The sequence below is a fragment of the Psychrobacter sp. AOP7-B1-25 genome (genome assembly GCF_052376195.1).
Taxonomy (GTDB): Bacteria; Pseudomonadota; Gammaproteobacteria; order Pseudomonadales; family Moraxellaceae; genus Psychrobacter.
The window spans coordinates 1-22,284 of sequence record NZ_JBQSVK010000013.1 but is presented as its reverse complement, the minus strand read 5'-3'; the positions used below and the strand labels follow the sequence as shown (position 1 = coordinate 22,284).

The window sequence follows — 22,284 nt, the reverse complement described above, 5'->3', positions numbered from 1 at the left end:
TTTTCTGTATCTATCCTAACCTATCAGATTAAATGTGCTTTTAACTCAAGCACTTTATCACGTGTCTTTGCTGCCTCTTCAAACTTCAAATCGCGCGACATTTGCTGCATCTGTTTCTCTAGGCGTTTAATTTCTTTCGCAAGCAAATCAGGACTACGTAAGATATTGATGTCGACATCTGGCAAGTTACTCTTAACTGGGATAGCTTGATTGTCGTTGGCATCCACGCTCTCCCCCGTATCAATCTTATCCGTAATACTACGGCGAGCACCTTTCGGCGTGATGTTATGCTCAAGGTTAAAGGCAATCTGCTTGTCACGGCGACGATTGGTCTCATCTATCGCCTTTTGCATACTTGGCGTAATACGATCAGCGTAAAGAATAGCCTTACCATTCAAATGACGTGCGGCACGACCAATGGTCTGAATAAGCGAACGCTCAGAACGTAAGAAGCCTTCTTTGTCGGCATCAAATATCGCTACCAGTGATACTTCAGGCATATCCAAGCCTTCGCGCAGTAAGTTAATGCCGACCAATACATCATGCACGCCTGTACGGAGCTCATGAATAATCTGCATACGCTCAACAGTGTCGATGTCCGAATGTAGATACGCCACTTTTACATCATATTCTTTCAGATAGCTAGTCAAATCCTCTGACATGCGCTTAGTCAACGTCGTAATCAGTACACGCTCGTCTTTTTCACGGCGTTTGGTAATCTCTGATAGCACATCATCGACTTGCGTCAAGACAGGACGTATCTCAATCTCAGGGTCAATCAAACCAGTCGGACGGACGACCTGTTCAACCACTTGCTCGCTATTCTCAAGCTCGTATAGGGCTGGCGTAGCACTGACATAAATGGTTTTGGGTTTAATACGTTCCCACTCTTCAAACTTCATTGGGCGGTTATTCATCGCACTTGGTAATCTAAAACCATAATTGACCAAGTTTTCTTTGCGTGATCTATCGCCTTTATACATCGCGCCAATCTGGGAAACAGTCACGTGTGACTCGTCAAGGAACAGCAAGGCATCTTCTGGAATATAATCAAACAACGTCGGCGGCGCTTCTCCCGATGGACGACCAGAGAGATGCTGTGAATAGTTTTCGATTCCGTTACAGTAACCAAGCTGCTGAATCATCTCAAGATCATACTGGGTGCGCTCTTTAAGGCGCTGCGCTTCAATTAGCTTATTATTGTCGCGAAAGTACTCCAAACGCGGTTCTAGCTCTTCACGAATCGTATGACTGGCAGCTTCTAATTTATTGCGCGGCGTCACATAATGCGATTTCGGGTAAATAGTAATACGCGGCACACTGCGTACCGTCTTACCCGTTAATGGATCAAACCACGTAATTTTTTCAACTTCATTATCAAATAAATGCACGCGCACCGCTAACTGCTCAGACTCAGCAGGATAGATATCTAATAGCTCTCCACGCAAGCGATACGTACCACGGCCGAAGTCTAGCTCATTACGTGTGTATTGCATCTCAACCAAACGCTTGATAGTCGCCGTACGGTCTATATTGTCGCCCACAACGACATGCAGCAGCATCTTTAAGTAACTCTCTGGATCACCCAAACCATAGATACACGATACCGAAGCGACAATAATCGCATCACGACGCTCTAACAAAGCACGCGTGGCGGACAGACGCATCTGGTCAATATGATCGTTAATAGCGCTGTCTTTTTCGATAAAGGTGTCACTGGCAGCGACATAAGCTTCTGGCTGATAATAATCATAGTAGCTGACGAAGTATTCAACCGCATTATTAGGGAAGAACGATTTGAACTCACCATATAGCTGCGCGGCAAGTGTTTTGTTATGTGCCATGATAATAGTCGGACGCTGAGTTTCAGCGATGACTTTCGCCATAGTATAGGTCTTACCAGAACCAGTGACACCCAATAGTAACTGCTCGTCCATGTCCGAATTGACACCGTTGACCAGTTTTTTAATGGCTTGCGGCTGATCGCCTGCTGGCTCAAAGTCAGTAACCATCTCAAAGGCACGACTCGATATTTGCGTCCCTGACGCATTAACACCACTAATTTCAGCTTCGCCTTGGAGCTGAGTGGCCAATTGATTTAACTGACGCGATGAGCGTGGTTCAGGCATTCGCATAATGGCTTTCTTCTTATTAAGGTTTATAACAATATGGGGCCTGAGCAGCGGTTTTTAAAGGAGAATAAAGGGTCTCATCTTATGTTTACAACGCTGTCTTGCTACCCAAAATATGAGTGTATATATGTACTATTTATCAAAAGATAAAGCTTAATATTAGCGGATAAAACTTACGTCGTTGTAAAAAACGCACATAGTATTCGATAAATTTACAAAGATTTTCATGGTTAACAAACTCGTTACACGACCACCTAACAAAGCCTAACACTCAAGGGTTCCAACATTGATTTAAGCTGCTATTATCGTTCTTGAATTAACAAGTTGATGACTTTTCAATACAAGTGAATTAATAGTTATATAGCAATTCATATGATTAGTTTTACACTGACTGTCATCAAATAGAAGACCAATAAAAACACATTGAACTTTTATTCAATATAACAATTTTAAATAAATGATGGAGTAAATTATGAGAGAACGTTACGCAAGTGGTATTTCAGACGAAACTGCAAAAAAAATGATTGATTTGTTAAACGCTAACCTAGCAAACGTTATCGATTTAACGCTAGATGGCAAGCAGTGCCATTGGAACCTGCAAGGTAAAGGTTTCATTGGTGTGCATCAACTGTTAGACGAAACATCAGAGCGTATTCTTGAAGTATCGGATACTATTGCAGAACGCATCGTGATCTTGGGTGGTCAGCCTAACGGTTTGGCGAGTCGAGTAGTAAAAGAGTCTATCTTAAACGACTACCCAACTGACATCACTGAAGTAGATCAGCATGTTCGTGAGCTAACTAGCCGCTACAAGAAAGTCGCAGAAACTTTGCGTGAAGCAATTGCTACTGCTGGCGATGCAGGTGATGAAGACACCGCTGACTTATTTACAGAAGCAAGTCGTATTATCGACAAAGATGCATGGTTCATTGGGGCAAACTCACCAAAGAACTAATAACACTTGAACTGAATACTTATTAAAGTTATAAAAAAGCCGTCATAGTTGACGGCTTTTTCGTGCTTATAATTTTTGTGAATCACGAAATTTTAGACAGATAAAATTCCTTATTAACAAGTCTAAGCTACTCGTCAAGTTTAAGAGCTTTAATATCTGCAGCCATTTTTGGCATAATATCTCGTACCTTTTTCATAGTAGATTCCATAACAATAGGCATTACTTGTGCCATATAGTCTTTCATCATATCTGGCTGTTTATCAATAATATTTTGGCCCGTTTTACTACTATAAAAATCTATCTGCGCATCAACTTCTTCTTGATTAAAATGCTGCTTAGCAGTTTGGACATATAGGTCGACGATTTGTTGATTCATAGAGGCTCTATTACTACCATCTATCATTTCCTGACTATATTTACTAACTATAGCTTCTAAACTTTGATGCTGCTCCATACTCAAATTGTCAGTAGGCAGTGAAGACAATATAGATTGCGTCACTTGATCTGTGATCCCACTGTCACTAGACATGTCATTCATCATCTCAACGACTTTAGTCACCTCAATGAGCTTTAATAGAGAAGCATCCGTTGGTACTGCCGCTTGTACCGATATCGTTGGCACCGCCATTAAACTGACAGCACTAATACTTAACGATATAGCGAATACAGTGTTCTTCAGTGTAGCGCTCTTAAATAAAGTTCTCATATCATTATTGCCTTATGGTTTATTAGCTGTTTTTTAGTAGACTATAGTCGATTAAATTTAAAGGTAGTATAAGGTAACCGAGGGTAGATGTACATTGAATATTTTAAGCGAGGTTAACATTACCATACTTCTATAGTGGAGTGACTATATCAGGTAAAGTCAAAGTATCTGCGTTAGGTTCTGACAGTGTCAAGATAGCCTCTTGAAACACTGGATTACTTCTAAATAGGTTTTCAATTTCTTCAAACTTCTGAGCAATATGCTCTTCTTTTTGATTACCTGCTATGTCTACTGCCGCCACCATAAATATCTTTTTTGGACCGACCCACTCTAAGTGCAGGTAGGACACACTATCGATATCTGGATGATTGAGCAGCTCACTTAAAACGTATTCATGCATACGGTCAGTGACTCTATGTCCAACTAAAAAATCACGGTTACGACTGATCAAAAATATGGCGACGATGCCCAGTAGTAGACCGACAATGATAGACCCTAACGCATCCCAATATGGCTCACCTGTATACGCATGCATACCCATGGCAGCAGCGGCAATCACCAAACCGATAACCGCTGCTAAATCTTCAAAGAACACACCGCGCAATGTTGGGTTAGATGTATCTACAACATAGCCAAGTGCACTGATATCAAGTGCCTCGCCATGCTTTTTGCTTTGTCTGTACGCCTGAACCAATGAGATTCCTTCGAGCACAAACGCCACTGCCAATACAATAAAGCCAATCGTATAGTTAGTCTCAGACTCAGTAGCATTCCATTCCTTGATACCTGTATAAATAGAGACAATTGAGCCTGCCGTAAATACACCAAAGGCTGCAATCATCGACCAAACATAAGACTCTTTGCCGTAGCCTAACGGATGACTTTTATCAGCAGGTTTGATGGACTTTTTTTCTGCGACGATGAGCAATGTACCATTACCAGCATCCGCCCATGAGTGAGCTGCTTCTGCAATCATAGAAGCTGAGCCAGTCATAAAGGCAGCAACTGTTTTTGCAATTGCAATCACAAGATTGGCCCCAACCGCAATCAACACAGTAATGAGTGAGCCTGAATGCTCATCATTGGTTTCAGGGCTTTGATTGAGCGTATTTTTTAGTTCAAGGTCATTTGGGACTTTATGATTGTCTGCCCCACGCGAGCGAGGTGCTTGCGCTTTAGAAGAAGCTGGCAAATGGCGCTGGGGATTAGCAATAGATGGCTTTAAACTCATGCTAGACTCACTGAAGTAACGTATTGATGGTAGCGTTTTTGCCATAGATGAATGGCTTAAAACATACATTAGCTTAAGATAGCTGCTTTACAATATCAGTGTCTTTTTAGTGAGTCGTTGTATAAGTTATTAGTTCAGTAAGGCTGGATAGCGTTAAATAATTTCAGATAAGTTAGGCTACTTTTTTACTTCATCATGCTCTTCATGTTCATCAACCTGCTCATTAACTTCTTCGAAATCGCAACTTGGTCGATTTGAGCTTTGCATACGCAAATTCTTACGCTCCAACGCAGCATCAGCACGGCATTGCTGCAAGTTGTTTTTAATCTCAAGTGGTGGCACTGCGGTTGGCTTACCTTTATCATCGATAGCCACCATCGTAAAGTAACAGCTGTTGGTATGACGGACGGTACGACCACGTACATCTTCTGCTTCGACGCGGATACCTACTTCCATTGAAGTCTTGCCCACATAATTAACGCTAGCTGCAAAAGTGACCAACTCACCCACATATATCGGCTCACGGAACATCACCTGATCGACGGACAGTGTCACCACATAGTTACCACTGTAGCGACTGGCACAAGCATAAGCGACCTGATCAAGCATCTTGAGTAAATCCCCACCATGTACATTACCAATAAAATTCGCCATATCAGGCGTCATCAGTACTGACATGTATAGCTCATGGTTTAAAGGCGCTTTTTTGGCAGTTGAGCTGGTATTGTATTGCGGCATAATATTCCTTAATGGTTTGAGATTTATTATGTCTACCATTTATACAGCAGGTCGCCCTATAGCACAAATAGCCATCTGTCATCAGACAGTCTAGATCGTGTAAATTACGGCTATTTAAATAGCTTTAGATAAGCCAAAATAATAAGCTTTAACTTAGCCAGTGAAAGCGATATGCAAGCCATGCCACTATGGCGCTAACCGAACCAGTCAAAATACCACCCCATACAAAGTCAACCAATGCCGTATCTAGTGTAAAACCCTTATACAGCGCCAAATTGGTAAAATCGTATGTACCATAAGCCATCAATCCAATAAGCCCGCCGAGCAAGAAGATATGACCAACAGATGCGCCTGCTTTGATTTGCGGATACAGAACCAAAATACAAAGCGCCAATATATAAAACATATAAAACACGCCAGCGGCCATCATGTTTGGCTCATCCGCCAATAGATGCCCGATGCGTGACTCGTAAAAGGCCCCTTTCATCGTCGTCAGCCAGACAGCATCGACACCCAAAAAGATAACCACAGCAGCGAGATAAATAAAAACGTAACCCATGATATTACCTCTTATAAAATGAATAAAAACGGATAAAATTTATAGTGTTAGTCTTGGTTGAATAAAGTCTAAAAATGCCAGAATACGCGAAGATACGGCACTGTTTTTGTAATATACCGCCTGTATGGCTTCACGGTTGTTTGGTCTGACTATCGCCTCAGGCAATACCTCAACCAATCGTCCAGATTCTAAATCTTTACCAATCATAAAATGTGACAATAAAGCGATACCCTGATGATTTAAACATAGCTGACGCAAGGTCTCACCACTACTGCCAGTCATATGAAAATTTAGCTTAATTGGTGTCCTTAACGGCCAACTATTTAGCTTGGAGGCATCGTTAAAGCCAATCAACTTATGAGTGCTCAAATCATCAATATGAGCTACTTCATTATGCTGATGCAAATATTCAGGACTGGCTACCAGTCGTAGCTTACTTTTACCTAGTAGGCGTGCATGCAGATTTGAGTCTTTTAAATCACCAATTCTGATAGCCAGATCCGTCTTGTACTCAAGCAAATCAATAATATTGTCATGCGAGGTGAGGTCGAGAGTGATATGTGGATACTGCGCCACAAAATCACCAACCAAAGGCGTTAATTGATGAAAGACAAACGGGCTAGCAGCGTCAATTCGTAGATGCCCACTCGGCGCTTGTTTTAACAGCTTAATAGCCTCTTCACCGGTATATAACGTATTTAAACTCTCACGCGCATATCTTATAAAGACATGTCCTTCCTCAGTCAGCTCCAAGCGCCGTGTCGTTCTGTTTAGCAGCGTGCATTGCAGCGTATCTTCGAGTCTGGACACAGCACGAGATACTTTGGCAACTTGCTGATTCAGCAAATTGGCAGCGCCAGTAAAGCTGCCCGTATCTACTACCGTCAAAAATATCTCTATGTCTTCCGTTTTAGCATGTCCCATCATCATGATTACCTTTACAAAATTGACAAAGGTATTTTGTCATTTATGCTGTTTTTTGCAAACTATAAATCCGTCAAACTACGCGCATCATTTAGTTATTAGGATGTCGTTATGCCACTCGCTTTATGGGCGCTTACTCTAAGCGCATTTGCAATTGGGACAACCGAATTTGTCATCGTTGGATTGGTACCAACTATTGCCGCCGATCTGGGCGTAAGCTTACCTTCAGCAGGGTTGCTCGTTAGCCTATATGCTGTCGGTGTCGCTATCGGTGCCCCTATACTTACCGCACTCACTGGCCGCTGGAATCGCAAAATAGTACTGATGAGCCTAATGGGTCTGTTTGTCATCGGCAACTTGCTGGCTTGGCAAGCACCCAGTTATGAAACCTTAATACTTGCCCGTATCCTGACCGGTCTGGCGCATGGTGTGTTTTTCTCTATTGGTTCCATGATTGCTACTAGCCTTGTCAGTAAAGAAAAAGAAGCCAGCGCAATTGCCATTATGTTTACTGGGCTTACGGTAGCGCTCGTCACTGGCGTACCCCTTGGCACATGGATTGGACAGCATTTTGGCTGGCGCGATACGTTTTTGGTCGTCTCAGTACTGGGTTTAATCGCTTTAATTGGTAGCGCCATATTGGTACCAAAAAACCTAAAGAAATCTATCCCTGCAACGTTCAAAGAGCAATTACAAGTCATTGTAAAACCACAATTACTACTGGTTTATCTCATGACGATCCTTGGCTATGGCGGTACGTTTACGGCATTTACCTACCTAGCACCTATCTTAGAGCAGCAAACCAAATTTGCGCCATCAGCCATTGGTCTTATCATGCTCGTATATGGCGTGTCCGTTGCTATCGGTAATATCTGGGGCGGAAAACTTGCAGATAAACGTGGCCCTATTAGTGCGCTTAGCATTATATTTAGTGCCCTAAGTGTCATTCTTTTACTGTTCACCTTTACTATGCAGTCCAAGATTGCCGCAGTGCTAACTATTCTGGTATGGGGTGCTTTCGCCTTTGGTAATGTACCGGGCCTACAAATCTACGTGGTCAAGCAAGCTGAAAAATATACGCCGAACGCCGTCGATGTTGCTTCTGGATTGAATATTGCTGCATTCAATATCGGTATCGCACTGGGCTCAATCATCGGTGGTAGCGTGGTTGAAAATATGTCGTTGCAAGACACGGCTTGGATCGGCGCTGTCATCTCTTTAATGGCATTGACGGTAACACGCTATTCAGGTCTACGTGATAAGCGTACTCTGCAAGCATCGTCGAACCTTTCGATGTAAATCTTTTCAATATACAACCTTGCAACACATGGGTCTCAAACTATTTATACAGTATGAGACCATATGAATGCTATGAACAAACCATATTTACGTCACCATACTTATACCGATGCTATGGCTGACGTATCTGCATCGTTGAAGACAGTCTCATCGTTCAAAACCGTTTCGTGATTTAAGACGGCAGATGGTAAGTCAGAAAAATGCAGCGTATCGATGTTGTTAGGCTTCACCGCAGTGACTTGTACCACACCGATCGTGCGCTCCAAAAAGCCACCTTCGCAATAGCAAAAGTAAAACTCCCATAGGCGGATAAAGGCATCGTCATAGCCAAGCGCTTGAATCTCTGTACGCTGCGCCATAAATGCAGCACGCCAATCACGCAGCGTATACGCATAGTCAAAGCCATAATCATGCAATTGTTTGACGACCATGTCGGTCTGCTCAGTAAATTGGGTAGTTAGCTCTTGGTTTGAAAGCAGACAGCCACCTGGGAAGATATGCGTTTGGATAAAATCAACTGAATCGATATACTCTTGATAATTTTGATCATTAAAAGTGATGGCCTGCAATACCATAAGACCCGTCGGCTTGAGTAAACTATTACACTTGGCAAAGAAAGTTGGTAAATACTCATGCCCCACTGCTTCAATCATCTCGATACTGACTAGCTTGTCATATTGTCCTGTCAGCTCACGGTAGTCTTGTTTGAGCAGTGTAATCTTGTCTGATAGACCTGCCGCCTTGACTCGTCGCTGTGCTTCATCATACTGAGCATCAGAGATAGTCGTGGTGGTCACATGACAGCCGTAATGCTTGGCCGCAAAGATAGCAAAACCGCCCCACCCTGTACCAATTTCAATCACATTATCATCAGCGCTAAGCTGTAAACGTTGGCAAATAAGCGACAGTTTATGTTGTTGAGCATCGCTAAGCGTTACGTCAGGCATAGGATAGACTGCTGATGAATACATCATCGTATCGTCCAAAAACCGCTCATACATATCGTTGCCCAAATCATAATGCGCTAAGATATTAGATTTGGAGCCAGATTTGTCATTACTACGCAGTTGATGCTTCGCTTTTTCAAATGCTTTACTAATACCAGCAAAACGATTCTCTAATTTATTGAGCACTGCTAAGTTACGAGCTGCCAAGCGAATTAAACCTGTTAGATCATCCGTATCCCACTCACCATCGATATAGCTGTCCGCTAGTGCGATAGAGCCGCCAAGTAATAGCTGGCGATAGACAGCAGAATCATGAATATGTAATGTTACATGTAGCGAATGGCGACCAACCGCCGAGCTACTAGCGTCATTAGTAGCGACTCTACCAAAACTACTGGTCTTATGTTCCTGCTCATCGAATGTTTCAATCAGCGTGAGGCTACCAAACTGAACATGCTGTAACGCACGAAAAATGAGCTTTCTAGCTAAGTGATTCACACTATTGCTGACTGGCTGTAGTACAGCACTTTCATTAACTACTTTACTTACACGAGCAGTTAATTTCTCTAGTTTTGTGACTGGTGCTCGGTCGGTCGTGCTGGCATCGTGTGTTTATCCTTGTTTAAATGCTTTATTTTTTAATGGTTCATTTTTAGTATTACATTGATGAGATTTTTGGATTGTTGAAATTTAAAACTGCTAGAACTATAAGATATCTTTTTAACTATTGCCTCTCTTCTAGCTACTTTTCTGTTGGCTGTCAGCTAATTTCTCATCGTAGTTGATATACGGCACCTTTTTAATCGCATAGAGCTTGAAAGCATTCCAATAGATACGCGTTAAAGACGTCATATTCATCAATGGGTTTTTCCGCAAACTATGACGAACAGCATCTTCCGTCATTGACACGCCTGATATTTTTATACCAGTTTTTAGAACTTCACCGCGCTCATCTCTGATATTGATAGCAATACGAACTTGCAAGCCAGTATTAGGTTGCTCGTCCGTCTTTGTACGCTTTACCGTAACCTGCCAACGGTACAGCTGATCGATAGGGTTAAAAGGTGATACATGAAAGTTCTTATCATGACAGAGCTCAGTATCCTCTCCTTCTAACAAAAACCCGTAGTAATGGCGCTTGTCCCATGGCGTATTAGACACTTCAGCTAATAGATGAGTGGGCGTTTGCTGTGCATCAAACCCTAAGTAAAAATTAACGGGGCTAAAGTACATGCCCGCATTACGGCAGACGAGTAATCCCAACATATCGCCTTCAGGTACGCTACCTGCATATTTTTCAAATGCTTGGCTTAAACGTTTTTCTAGTGCTTGAACAGACTGTACATTACTATCAAGATTTTTATCATCGCTTAGGCTATTAGCACTCTGTATATCAGTATGCTGTAAATAATCATCAGGACAGAAACGTTGCAGCGCCTTTTTCTTTGCTGAAAATAGAGGCAGACTTCGCGCTAGTAGCTTTTTTGGTAATATTGTCCGTAGAGGTAGTTTTCCTAGAAACTTACTCTCATCAAATGCTGATGTGCTAATTTCAGGAAGCTCCTGTCCTGCTATCAGCGCACTGATATTGACCCCCCAGTAGCGATAAGGGTAAACAAATTTATTCACACTAGGTAGCAACCGACTGTGCCATGTCGTGCCCTCAAACAGTTGATGTGGCAATGCTTTTGTATCATAAGAGGACTCATGATTTGGCGTAGCATTGGTATTTTGAGCGGACGTGGTCATAAATAATCTCTTGTGTACGGCGTACTTTTTATATAGTGAATATTTCGAAATACTTAGAATATATAACGACATTAGACGTCATATTATTTGGCTTTACGGCGACCGAATAAACCACGTTTCTTATGTTGGCTCGTATCAGCAGTAGCATTCTGCAAACGATCAACATACTCAACCAACTCCTGATTGGTTGTCGCTATGGTGACTTCGCGCTTATTCAGCCTACGTAACTTGGTATCCGCTTTTACAGGTAAGTCTTTATAACGGAACGGCGTATGTGCGCTATCAGCGTCAGGTAAATGGGCTGGATCAACCTCGTCTTTTATATCAATATCAAAACCAAGCGCCTGACAGACGCGTAATCCACTGCGTACGCCATCTTCATGAAAGCCATTAAACCAATAAGCTCCGCAGAAATGCGTGTGTGAGCCGTTACCAGAGATATCCGACCATTTGGTCTGCGCATCAATCATCGCAAGATCAAATACTGGATGACTATAATCGATGCTCTTAACTATCTGTTTATCATCAACGCTTTTATTGTCTACAGCTGGATTTAGGGTAACCAAATAATTGTGCTTTTTGGTCAAGCGTTGCAGGATATTCATGTGATAAGTCAGCACTGGCTTTGTAGGTATCTGTGCGTTTCCAGCCGCTTGCTCATCCTTAGCATCGCCTGAGACCGATTCATCTATTAAGTAATTCCAGCTTGCCCATGCCAATGGCTTCTTGGGCAAGACACTGGTATCGGTATGTAATACCGCTGTGTTCTTAGTAAAGCGAAAGTGACCTAACACTTCAGATTCTTCAGTGCTAGCATCTTTTAAGATCTTTAATGCAGTATCGGCATGACAGGCAAAGATGACTTCGTCAAATACAAGGTTTTCGACTTGGCTGTCAGTGTTATTTTTATCCTGCACTGTTAAAGTTACTTGCCCGCCATTACGAACCACAGACTGTACTGGGCTATTGACTCGTATTTTACCGCCTGCTTTTATAAAGCGTGGAATCAGTTTATTGACGTACTGTTTTGAGCCGCCTTTTATCGTAAACCACTGCGGACGATTGACCACGTCGAGCAACCCATGGTTATCGAAGAACTGTGCAAAAAACACCAACGGAAACTCTTGTACTTCATCTAAACTGGTTGACCAAATGGCCGAAACCATTGGCAGTAGATAATTATCGGTAAATAGCTGACCATATTTCTTTTGTGCTAGATAACCGCCAAGCGTTTGTTCTGCATAGCTACTGACATCTTGTTCTTGAGCGCGCGCTCTATCATAGTCTTGGCGTAGCTGTTTGATATGCTTATTGAACTGTAAGATATCTTTGATGAACTGCCAAAATTTTGGATTAAGTACGTTTTTACGCTGTGATAATAAAGTGTTGAGCGTATGACCGTTGTATTCAAAATGACGGGCGGTATTTTTGACAGAAAAGCTCATATCCGTCGCTTGAAACGGCACTTGCAACTCATGAAGCAAACGAAAGAAGTTAGGGTATGTGCGCTCATTAAAAACAATAAACCCTGTATCTATCGCACTACTCTCTACGTTACTGCTCTTTGCTTTTTTACCGTCTTGTAGTGCTACATCAATCGTATTTACATGCCCGCCGATATAATCATTGGCTTCAAATACCGTTACATCATGTTGCGTACCTAGATAATGAGCGCATGTCAGCCCTGATACACCTGAGCCGATGATAGCGATACGTTTTTGAGCGGTCTGATGGTCAGAAGCTGTTGCAGCATTGGTAGCAATTTTTTGGTTACTTGCACGCTTGAAACGAGTAAACGGCATAAAAGCATTCCCTTCTGTATTTTTCTGTCATTATGTGACTAAGAGTTGTATTGATAGTAGATTATTTTTTATTAAGCTTTTCACTAACTTGCTGCCAGACCAGATCAGGCAACGTACCTAATGCTTTTAATGGCATGGTCAGTTTTTTAGGGAATTCGATCACCTCATGTCCATCCTCAATACCATCGCGTATGGCTTGACTTGCCTGCGCTGGCGTCTGGATAAATGGCATTGGAAAATCATTCTGTTTGGTCATAGGCGTTTCGACAAAACCAGGTACAACTAAGCTGACTGACACATCATGTGGAGCAAGACTAATCTGTAGGGTCTTCATTAAATAATGGATAGCCGCTTTTGAACTACCATAAGCTTCAGCTCGCGCAAAAGGCACATAAGCAGATGCTGAACCGATACCGACCAAGCGACCTTTCGAAGCGATTAGCTTTGGTAATACCCCTTCTATCGCATGAGACAATGTACCCATATTTACCGACATGACTTTCATAAAGGCACTACTATCAAAGTTCGGCATATCTAGGTACTCACACATACCAGCGCCACAAATCGCTAGATCAACATTGTCAATTTTTTCAAAAGCTTCGATGACCTTTTCTCGATTCATAAGATCCAAATCAATCGTGTCTGCGCCTAACGCCTTGAGCTCCGCCAACGCTTCGTCGTCACGGCCGACGGCATATACATGATGATCTTCTAGCAAGTAGTCTTTTGCTAACTGCTTACCAATGCCCGACGTTGCCCCAGTAATGAGAATATGTAATTTTTCAGCAGAACCTGTCATTGTAGATATCCTTTTTGAGTATTCTTATAATATATAATTGATAGTCTTTATCATTAGTTGTATTTTGTTAAGCTATCAGCCATTTTATTTAACAAATCTAAATAATTATAGTGGTCGGCTACAGGTTTATTGTTGTGTCTTCGCAATCGTCTGAGTTTAAATTTAACATAAGCGTATATTTTGTCATCTTCATAAAAATGCTTTATCACAAGCAACGACACAATATTATGTTACTAGCGTCATACGACAGCTCAATATCAGCATGCTACAATGCAAAAACTAGCAATTGCGTTGTTTGCCGAGGCATCGCCAATAATTGAGTGATTGCCGTCGTACGGTAAGGTGACGCCATCTTTTTTCAAACTATCTGACATCTTGCCCTGATAGTAAGAAAAACGTTAGATAATTAATATCAGATTTCCACCAACCCCACCCTCATATAAAAAAGGATCTCTCATGAGCGAGTTGCAACTGTCTGACCGCGTCAACAACATCCAACCATCACCTACACTAGCCATTACAAATAAAGCAAAAGAGCTAAAAGCAGTTGGTAAAGATATTATTGGTTTGGGCGCTGGTGAGCCTGATTTTGATACCCCTGAACACATCAAAAAAGCAGCAATCGATGCCATCAATGATGGATTCACTAAATATACGGCTGTCGATGGTACGCCAGAGCTAAAAACAGCCATCATCGAAAAGTTTAAGCGCGACAACGACATCAGCTATGAGCCAAACGAAATCCTAGTATCGGTCGGTGGTAAACAGTCATTCTTTAACCTTGCCCAAGCATTTATCAATCCTGGCGACGAAGTCATCATCCCAGCACCATATTGGGTCAGCTATCCTGATATGGTTATCATCGCAGAAGGCGTGCCAGTCATCGTCAAATGCCCAGCTGAGCAAAACTTCAAAATCACCCCTGAGCAGTTGGAAGAAGCCATCACTGACAAGACTAAATTGTTGGTATTGAATAGCCCATCCAACCCAACGGGTATGATTTATACATTAGATGAGCTAAAGGCCATCGCTGAAGTATTGAAAAAGCATCCGCAAGTCTATGTAGCTTCAGACGATATGTACGAGCACATCCGCTGGACAGGCGATAAGTTCTACAATATCTTAAACGCCGCACCTGAGCTAAAAGATCGTGCCATCATCTTGAACGGTGTATCTAAAGCGTATGCAATGACAGGCTGGCGTATTGGCTATGCGGGTGGCCCTACTAAGCTAATCGGCGCCATGAAAAAGGTACAGTCACAGTCTACTTCATGTCCAACGTCAATCAGTCAAGTGGCTGCCGAAGTCGCTATCAGTGGTGATCAAAGTGTCCTAGAGCCGATGGTAGCCGCCTTTGAGAAGCGCTGTGACCTAGTCGTAGATGGTTTAAATGCCATCAAAGGCATTACATGCTTGCGTCCCGATGGCGCATTCTATGTGTATCCAAATATCGTACCGCTCATCAAAGCGGCTGGCCTATCATCATGTACTGAATTCTCAGCATGGTTATTGGACAAAGTAGGCGTGGCAGTTGTACCTGGCGATGCATTCGGTCTTGGCGGCTATATGCGTATCTCGTACGCTACTGATGAAGCAACATTGAAAGATGCCCTATCGCGTATCGAAAAAGCAGTGGCTGATTTAGACGTTGCTGAATAAATCATAAAGAGAACTAGGCTTATCGCTGTTCATAAAAAAGACGCCCTATATACTCTATAGGGCGTCTTTTTTTACGAGAGTCTTAGGCATAACTAGGAAAAACACGCTATCTCATCATTAAAATGACAATTTTTACTAATTATGCAAAAAAAGGCTTGACGTATTTTTTAACTTTGCTAGAATACGCCCCACTTAGCAAGAACTCGTTAGAGACTTCTAAGGCTCGTTGTAAGCGATTAAACACTTACAGCCTATTCTCCAATAGCTCAGTTGGTAGAGCAACGGACTGTTAATCCGTGTGTCCCTGGTTCGAGCCCAGGTTGGAGAGCCACATTTTAGTAGTAAATTTTTTGAGTCAACTTTGATTCAATTATGGCATTTGCCAAAACCCTCATCAATTTGATGAGGGTTTTTTTATGCGTATCATTTAGGGTCTGTTGAACATTCAAATATTAGGACTGCTGATCGCTAAAATCGCATCAAACTAGGCGTAAACCGACGATAATGTCGAGGCCTTAGCTAGGTTTATAACAACGTTTGAGGTGATTTTAGTATCAGCCTTTCAGGGCAGGCCTATTTTTTGTCAATACATGGCGAAATTGTCTAACCTAGAACAACTAGGCGTCAAAAATTTCACTGCGTATTGTCTAAAAAATAGTCACTGCCAGTACCACATTTGAATGTTCAACAGACCCTAATATTGGTTATCTATTTTGCCATTTTGATAAACGCTAATGACTACTTTATCTCATACTTGATTATGACAATGATATTCAAAAGTAGATATCATTGTCACGATAGGATATTACTGTAGCAAGTTTTCTATTGACTAGCTTAGCTTGGCAACAGTGGTAACCAGAATACCAATGCTAACAATGTGACTAACAACACAGGCGGCGTGATTAGTAAACCAATCTTTATGTACTGTCCCCAGCTAATTTTGTAGTCCTTCTCTGCCAACACATGTAACCATAGTAAAGTTGCCAGACTACCAATCGGCGTAAACTTAGGGCCCAAATCATTGCCGATGACATTGGCATAAATCATTAGCTCTCGTGTTGCTGCAGGCACTTGTGCTTGGTCAATCGCAAGCGCGCCGACTAAGGTGGCTGGCATATTATTCATAACAGAAGCGACTATAGCAGACAAGAACCCAGTTCCAACGGTAGCAATGACTGCGCCTTGTTGTCCCAACCAGTTAAGTACTCGCGCCCCATAGGCAGTAAGCCCCGCATTGCCCAGACCATATACCACCAAATACATACCGATTGAGAATAGTACGATTTGCCAAGGCGCTTTGCGTACTACATCGCTCACCGAGACCACCGCACCACGCCCGCCTTGCCATAAACGGCCAGCGATTGCCATTAGTGCAACAGCAGCGATGCCCGTGACCAGTGAAATAGGTAGCCCCAACGGCTCAGTCGCAAAATAGGCGACCAGTAGCAAACCTAATAGTGGAAAAGCAGCTCGAAATACCAATGGATCGGTAATAGCAGACTTTGGTGCGCTTAGCTCGCTAGTCGAGTAGGTTTTTGGAATATGACGTGCGTAGACAACCCACAATACCAGTAGCGTCGCTAATACAGACACGATATTGACTGGTACCATCACCGCCGCATAACGACCAAAGCCAATATCGAAATAATTGGCACTGACAATGTTGACTAAGTTTGAGGTGACCAGTGGCAAGCTTGCCGTATCAGCGATAAAACCAGTCGCTATGATAAACGCCAGAGCTGATGGTGGCGAAAAATTCAGACGTAACAAGATAGCAATGACAATCGGGGTTAGTAATAGAGCAGCACCATCATTGGCAAAAAATGCAGAAATACAGGCGCCTAGTATGACAATCATCGGAAACAATAAGCGCCCTTGCCCATTGCCAAGGCGTGCCACGTGCAATGCTGCCCAGCCGAAAAACCCTGCTCGATCTAAGATAAGCGAGATGATAATCAGCGCCACAAAAGTAAAGGTCGCATCCCAGACAATATCCCAGACAATACCCACATCTGATAGCTGCACGACGCCAAGCGCTAACGCGACTAAGGCACCACCCATGGCGCTCCAACCGATACCCAATCCTTTAGGTTGCCAGATAACTAAGACTAAAGTGACCACAAAAATAGCGAATGCAAGCATTGTACAACCTTACTTAAGCTGGCTTTATTCAGCCGATTTCATATAGGAAATTAGATCGATTGGGAGGTTAGATCGATTTTTGATTGACGCGGCTCGATACTTCTTCAGCACTCTCAACGCGTTCTGAATAGCGATCAGTGAGATAATCTGAACGTCCACGTGTGAGCCAAGTAAACTTCACTAGCTCCTCACAGACATCCACAAGGCGCAGATATAATGGAGACATATCCATGCGATTGTCGTAGTTAAACTCTAAGAACGCTTTGGGTATCGAAGATTGATTAGGGATAGTAATCATCCGCATCCAGCGCCCGAGAATACGCATTTGATTGACCGTATTAAAGCTCTGACTACCGCCGCTAACTTGCATCAGTGCTAGGGTTTTACCTTGAGTTGGACGCACACCACCTAGAGAAAGCGGTATCCAGTCGATTTGCGCTTTCATGATACTGGTGATACTGCCGTGACGCTCTGGACTCACCCATAGCATGCCTTCTGACCACTGCGCCAGTTCTCGCAATTCTTGTACTTTGGGATGGTCTGAATCTACGTCATCAGGTAATGGTAAGCCTGAGGGATCAAACATTTTTACTTCACAACCATACCACCGTAGCAACCGGCTCGACTCTTCAGCAGCCAACCTAGAAAACGAGCGCGCACGGACAGAACCGTATAGCACTAGTATTCTTGGTGGATGACGTGAGTCATTTGACGCAACCAAAGACTCAATGTCGATAGGCTGAAGATTATCTATATCAATATTGGGTAGATCATCGAAGTCAGTTTTCGGCGAAGCCGTAGACTCGACTGCCAATGCTTGGTCAACCTTAGTGTTTGTCATGAGTAATAACCTCACCGTCTTCTTTTGTAAAGCTACTTACTGGATTGGCTAGCAATTCAAACACACGTTCTGACGGACGACATAGAGCAGCGCCTTTATCAGTCACCACGATAGGACGATTGATTAAAATAGGATGCGCAATCATGGCATCGATAATTTGATCGTCAGACAACTCAGGATTATCTAGACCAAGCTCATCATTAATAGCTTCTTTGCTTCTTAATAGCTCTCTAGGCGAAATCTGCATTTGTACCAATAGCTCAACTAAACGGTCGCGCGTTGGTGTATCTTTTAGGTATTCCACCACCTCTGGCTCTTCACCTGATGCTTTAATAATGGCAAGTGTGTTACGAGATGTACCGCATTTAGGATTATGAAAGATTAATGGCTTCATATTGTTGACACCTATTTCATGTATTTATTGAGTTGATAATTGGTTTGATCATTACTTTGCTCAGCAGACTCATTTACTTTACAGCCGCTCAGGCTATCCATGAGTGACGCACACAATTCTGGATGTCCCGCACAGCAATCTTGCAACAGGAACTGAATGACGTTATCCATATGTGATAGCGAAGCACGATAGATAATCTGTCGGCTATGACGCTGTGAAACTACCCACCCTGCCCGTGCCAGCACCGATAGATGAGCTGACATTGTGTTATGAGGAACAGAGAGCTGACGGGCTATTTCGCCCGCAGGTAGGCCTTCAGGCTCATGGCTGACTAGCAGTTTGAAAGCCTTTAAACGAGTATCTTGAGAGAGCGCAGCAAAGCTTGCGATAGCATTAGTTATTTCCATATGTCCAATAATACAGACATATGGAAATAATTCAATGTTTTTTGAACGATTTTGTCGCTTATTTTAAGTGTCAAAACTTAGTAGAAATGCGACGATAAATACATTTTCTAAGTAATTAATGCTAATACTTACCAACATAAGATTAATTACTACGTATGCTCAAGTAGCTATATTACATGTTTGCGTGAAGACAACGCTTAACAATTTCGAACCTGATATTTTCTGACGGTTTAAGCTTACCATTTATCCAAAAATCATTATCTAATTTATCTGTGTGCTTTTGAGATCCTCCCCAGCGTGCTTCTTTAGAACCAAAATCCTTTAATTCAATTAACATAAAGCCTTGCTTTTCCTCTTTGCTGAGTAGTGTTTCAGGAACCCAACCGTTAACCATAGTTGTATGACCTTGCTCAAAATCGATATCGAAATTTAACCAATATTGAGTTTCGTCGCCTGAATCTGATAATTTTTTTAATATAAAATCATGCTTGCACAAAGAAACAAAGCTATCTGTCGATTTTAAAAAATACCAAGTCAAATCCAGCAACTCCTGACAACGCTCAATGTTAGGCGGTGGAGCATCATTATGTTCAATGTCATTTCTGATAAGCATTAACTGCTTTAACATATAAGGTCGAACTAAGCCCAAAGACTCTAAGTATTCTAGATATCCTTTTGGTGAATCAGATAAAGCAATTTTTTTGAGCGAATATACGTGCTCTATAAACTTTAGTCTTTGATTGAGACAGCGCTTTAAATTAGAAACAACATCTACTCGATCAAACTCATTTGCATTCCCTGTCAAAATTAAGTCAGCATGACTCCAAAGATCGTACGCTCTCAGATGATCCGCTTCGTTCGTATAACTATAGCTCTCTATTGTTGCAGACCAATCTAATACTGAATCGCATAGCCAAATATATTCTTTCTTCATATTTTATTACTCAATTTTTCTAACTGATTAACATCATTATATAGAAACTTAGAACAGACCAACCTTAAAAAACAATCTTTGTAAAGTTGCCTCACCTAGCCTTTCAATTAAATGCGTAAAGATAAAAAAACCAAAAAATCTAATGGTAAAAGTGAGCATTTCTTAACCTTCTCAACCTAAAGCCTTCTACGTTTGACCTTATGTAAACAACAAGTTTAATATATGTTATTGTATATTGATGATACTTAGAAGTTCATGCTAGATTGAATACAAGCTTATGCAAAAGTAAAACTGGATTTGGCTGGTAGCTCTCGCTCTGTACTGCCAATAAACCTGATTAAAATAACTATTATGATTAAAACAACAATAAGGAAATGACCATGCTACTAGAGAAAATTAAGACACCTGGGCTTTCGCACCTATCCTATTTGTTAGGCTCTGGCGGTCAAGCAGCAGTGATTGATCCGCGTCGTGACTGCGCGATATATGTAGAAAAAGCGCGCGCAGCAGGACTTGAGATTACTCATATTTTTGAAACACATCGTAATGAAGATTTGGTTTCTGGTGCACCTATCTTGGCCGCAATGACGAGGGCAACAGTTTTGCATGGTCCTAACCCAGAACAACCTGTTGTCTATGCTGAGACAGTACATAATGATGACTGCTTTTCAATTGGCCAATTAGAAATCCGTGTCTTAGAAACGCCTGGTCATACTGATGATCATCTTGCTTATGCGTTGTTTGATACGGCATACCCAGAGAAGGCTGTTGGTGTCTTTACTGGGGACGCGTTGTTCGTTGGTGATGTCGGTCGTACTGACTTCTATCCTGATCGTCGTAGAGAAGTTGCAGGTCTACTTTATGACTCCTTACAAGACATTTTAGCGCTCGGTGATCAGGCGATTATTTATCCCGCTCATGGTGCTGGATCAGTCTGTGGATCAGGTATGGCGGAGCGAGAGTTTTCTACCGTCGGTCATGAAAGAATGAACAACCCACGTTTACAGATTACTGATCGTGAGGCATTTATTGACTTTAAGACTAGCGAAAATCATTATCAGCCGCCCTACTTTAGATTAATGGAGCGCCTTAATATGGAAGGTGGTGAAGCGCCTCCAGTTGTTATTCGTCCGCGTAACCTTTCGCTCAAACAGCTGCATGACTGCGATGCTGATCATCTCATCGATATTCGTGAACCCATGGCATATGCGTCAGGACACCTGCCCGGTTCTATGAGCTTACCTGTCAATATGCTACCTGCGTTTGCCGGATGGTTTATCGAGGAAGGACAAAGCTTGGCACTGATTGCCTCTGACGAAGATCAACTTGCGACTGCGATGGAGCATTTGGTACGTATTGCTTTTGATAATGTCATAGGTGGTTATGTGGGTGTCGTCCCTGCCGCTACTAAAGGGGAACAGATGCAGCAAACCCCTATGATTGATACAACTGAGGTAGAGAGTCGTCTTAATAATGCTCAAAATTGGACATTGCTCGATGTACGCGATATCGATGAGAGGAATGCCAATGCTATTGAAGGCTCACAGCATATCTATGTCGGTCACTTGAACGAGCGTTGGCGTGAGCTTGACCAAAGTCGCCACTATACCTTGATGTGCGCCAGTGGTGCTCGGGCAACGATAGCAGCAGGGTGGCTCGCTAGTCGAGGTTTTGATCACATTGATATCTATTTAGGGTCAATGGGTGCATGGCAAGCAACACATGACTAACCTGTTATCCGTAGCTAGAATCTATAATGAGCTAAAAAGCATCTAAATTTTTAGATAGTTAGTTTTAAGCAAAGCCACTTTAAAGTGCCGTATCTGAGATAAATGCGACGACCCTTCTTTTATTCAATATAAGGCTGATATAAAAGAAGGGTTGTCCTTTTAGCTGTTCTTGGAGTGATATGACTTAAGTGAATGTAGGTCATAATTCTAGGTTCTAACTCTTATTGCACTTTATTATTTGACTGATAACTCATAAAACATAGATATATATAAAAACAGACACAAAAAAACCTCAAACAATCTAATTGTTTGAGGCGAAACTTGATTAAACTCGTA

The 22,284-nt window shown here is 42.2% G+C and carries 19 protein-coding genes and 1 tRNA gene; 5 read left to right on the top strand and 15 right to left on the bottom strand.

Features of this window, described 5'->3' with window-relative positions; all coding sequences use genetic code 11:
• Positions 1-23: 23 nt before the first annotated feature.
• Positions 24-2,135, bottom strand: a complete 2,112-nt coding sequence (uvrB, locus tag ACT3QR_RS10480; protein ID WP_444521292.1) for an excinuclease ABC subunit UvrB — start codon at positions 2,133-2,135, stop codon at positions 24-26.
• Between the two features lie 469 nt (positions 2,136-2,604).
• Here uvrB and dps point away from each other — a divergent pair, with 469 nt between their 5' ends.
• The gene (gene dps / locus ACT3QR_RS10475) at positions 2,605-3,087 is read left to right on the top strand and encodes a DNA starvation/stationary phase protection protein Dps (RefSeq protein WP_444521291.1); all 483 of its coding nucleotides are present in this window, start codon (positions 2,605-2,607) and stop codon (positions 3,085-3,087) included.
• Between the two features lie 127 nt (positions 3,088-3,214).
• On the opposite strand, the gene ACT3QR_RS10470 is transcribed toward dps, so the two are convergent.
• The 5 genes from ACT3QR_RS10470 to ACT3QR_RS10450 form a co-directional block, all read right to left on the bottom strand.
• Positions 3,215-3,793: a DUF2059 domain-containing protein gene (locus ACT3QR_RS10470; protein WP_444521290.1), complete on the bottom strand. Its 579-nt coding sequence runs from the start codon at positions 3,791-3,793 to the stop codon at positions 3,215-3,217.
• A 130-nt stretch (positions 3,794-3,923) separates the two neighbouring features.
• Positions 3,924-5,024, bottom strand: a complete 1,101-nt coding sequence (locus tag ACT3QR_RS10465; protein WP_444521289.1) for a cation diffusion facilitator family transporter — start codon at positions 5,022-5,024, stop codon at positions 3,924-3,926.
• A gap of 177 nt (positions 5,025-5,201) precedes the next feature.
• Complete coding sequence (locus tag ACT3QR_RS10460) at positions 5,202-5,762, bottom strand: acyl-CoA thioesterase (RefSeq protein WP_444521288.1); 561 nt, start codon at positions 5,760-5,762, stop codon at positions 5,202-5,204.
• A 148-nt stretch (positions 5,763-5,910) separates the two neighbouring features.
• On the bottom strand, positions 5,911-6,321 hold the full coding sequence (locus ACT3QR_RS10455; RefSeq protein ID WP_057760908.1) for a DUF2177 family protein: 411 nt from the start codon (positions 6,319-6,321) through the stop codon (positions 5,911-5,913).
• Between the two features lie 39 nt (positions 6,322-6,360).
• Positions 6,361-7,251, bottom strand: a complete 891-nt coding sequence (locus ACT3QR_RS10450; protein WP_444521287.1) for a LysR family transcriptional regulator — start codon at positions 7,249-7,251, stop codon at positions 6,361-6,363.
• A 105-nt stretch (positions 7,252-7,356) separates the two neighbouring features.
• Here ACT3QR_RS10450 and ACT3QR_RS10445 point away from each other — a divergent pair, with 105 nt between their 5' ends.
• Complete coding sequence (locus ACT3QR_RS10445) at positions 7,357-8,544, top strand: MFS transporter (protein ID WP_444521286.1); 1,188 nt, start codon at positions 7,357-7,359, stop codon at positions 8,542-8,544.
• Positions 8,545-8,645: 101 nt separating this feature from the next.
• On the opposite strand, the gene ACT3QR_RS10440 is transcribed toward ACT3QR_RS10445, so the two are convergent.
• The 4 genes from ACT3QR_RS10440 to ACT3QR_RS10425 all read right to left on the bottom strand — a co-directional run bounded on the left by ACT3QR_RS10440 (position 8,646) and on the right by ACT3QR_RS10425 (position 13,841).
• Positions 8,646-9,989 (bottom strand): class I SAM-dependent methyltransferase, encoded by a 1,344-nt coding sequence (locus ACT3QR_RS10440; protein ID WP_444521285.1) that lies wholly within the window; start codon positions 9,987-9,989, stop codon positions 8,646-8,648.
• 240 nt (positions 9,990-10,229) lie between these two features.
• The gene (locus ACT3QR_RS10435) at positions 10,230-11,240 is read right to left on the bottom strand and encodes a DUF1365 domain-containing protein (protein ID WP_444521284.1); all 1,011 of its coding nucleotides are present in this window, start codon (positions 11,238-11,240) and stop codon (positions 10,230-10,232) included.
• A gap of 83 nt (positions 11,241-11,323) precedes the next feature.
• Positions 11,324-13,042 (bottom strand): NAD(P)/FAD-dependent oxidoreductase, encoded by a 1,719-nt coding sequence (locus ACT3QR_RS10430; protein ID WP_444521283.1) that lies wholly within the window; start codon positions 13,040-13,042, stop codon positions 11,324-11,326.
• 61 nt (positions 13,043-13,103) lie between these two features.
• Positions 13,104-13,841: an SDR family NAD(P)-dependent oxidoreductase gene (locus ACT3QR_RS10425; RefSeq protein WP_444521282.1), complete on the bottom strand. Its 738-nt coding sequence runs from the start codon at positions 13,839-13,841 to the stop codon at positions 13,104-13,106.
• A gap of 456 nt (positions 13,842-14,297) precedes the next feature.
• Between ACT3QR_RS10425 and ACT3QR_RS10420 the strand changes: the two genes are divergently transcribed.
• Both ACT3QR_RS10420 and ACT3QR_RS10415 read left to right on the top strand, forming a co-directional pair.
• Complete coding sequence (locus ACT3QR_RS10420) at positions 14,298-15,500, top strand: pyridoxal phosphate-dependent aminotransferase (protein WP_444521281.1); 1,203 nt, start codon at positions 14,298-14,300, stop codon at positions 15,498-15,500.
• A 255-nt stretch (positions 15,501-15,755) separates the two neighbouring features.
• Positions 15,756-15,831, top strand: a tRNA-Asn gene (locus tag ACT3QR_RS10415).
• 503 nt (positions 15,832-16,334) lie between these two features.
• Here the strand turns inward: ACT3QR_RS10415 and ACT3QR_RS10410 are convergent.
• From ACT3QR_RS10410 to ACT3QR_RS10390, 5 genes are all read right to left on the bottom strand, one after another.
• Positions 16,335-17,642, bottom strand: a complete 1,308-nt coding sequence (locus ACT3QR_RS10410) for an arsenic transporter (protein ID WP_444521280.1) — start codon at positions 17,640-17,642, stop codon at positions 16,335-16,337.
• A 67-nt stretch (positions 17,643-17,709) separates the two neighbouring features.
• On the bottom strand, positions 17,710-18,483 hold the full coding sequence (gene arsH / locus ACT3QR_RS10405; RefSeq protein ID WP_444521279.1) for an arsenical resistance protein ArsH: 774 nt from the start codon (positions 18,481-18,483) through the stop codon (positions 17,710-17,712).
• A complete protein-coding gene (gene arsC, locus ACT3QR_RS10400; protein ID WP_444521278.1) occupies positions 18,470-18,877 on the bottom strand; it encodes an arsenate reductase (glutaredoxin) in 408 nt (135 codons plus the stop codon). Before arsC ends, arsH begins: the two co-directional genes overlap by 14 nt.
• 11 nt (positions 18,878-18,888) lie before the next feature.
• Complete coding sequence (locus tag ACT3QR_RS10395; protein WP_444521277.1) at positions 18,889-19,284, bottom strand: ArsR/SmtB family transcription factor; 396 nt, start codon at positions 19,282-19,284, stop codon at positions 18,889-18,891.
• Positions 19,285-19,456: 172 nt separating this feature from the next.
• The gene (locus ACT3QR_RS10390; RefSeq protein ID WP_444521276.1) at positions 19,457-20,218 is read right to left on the bottom strand and encodes a hypothetical protein; all 762 of its coding nucleotides are present in this window, start codon (positions 20,216-20,218) and stop codon (positions 19,457-19,459) included.
• Positions 20,219-20,598: 380 nt separating this feature from the next.
• On the opposite strand from ACT3QR_RS10390, the gene ACT3QR_RS10385 reads away from it, so the two are divergent.
• Complete coding sequence (locus ACT3QR_RS10385; protein WP_444521275.1) at positions 20,599-21,948, top strand: MBL fold metallo-hydrolase; 1,350 nt, start codon at positions 20,599-20,601, stop codon at positions 21,946-21,948.
• Positions 21,949-22,284 lie beyond the last annotated feature (336 nt).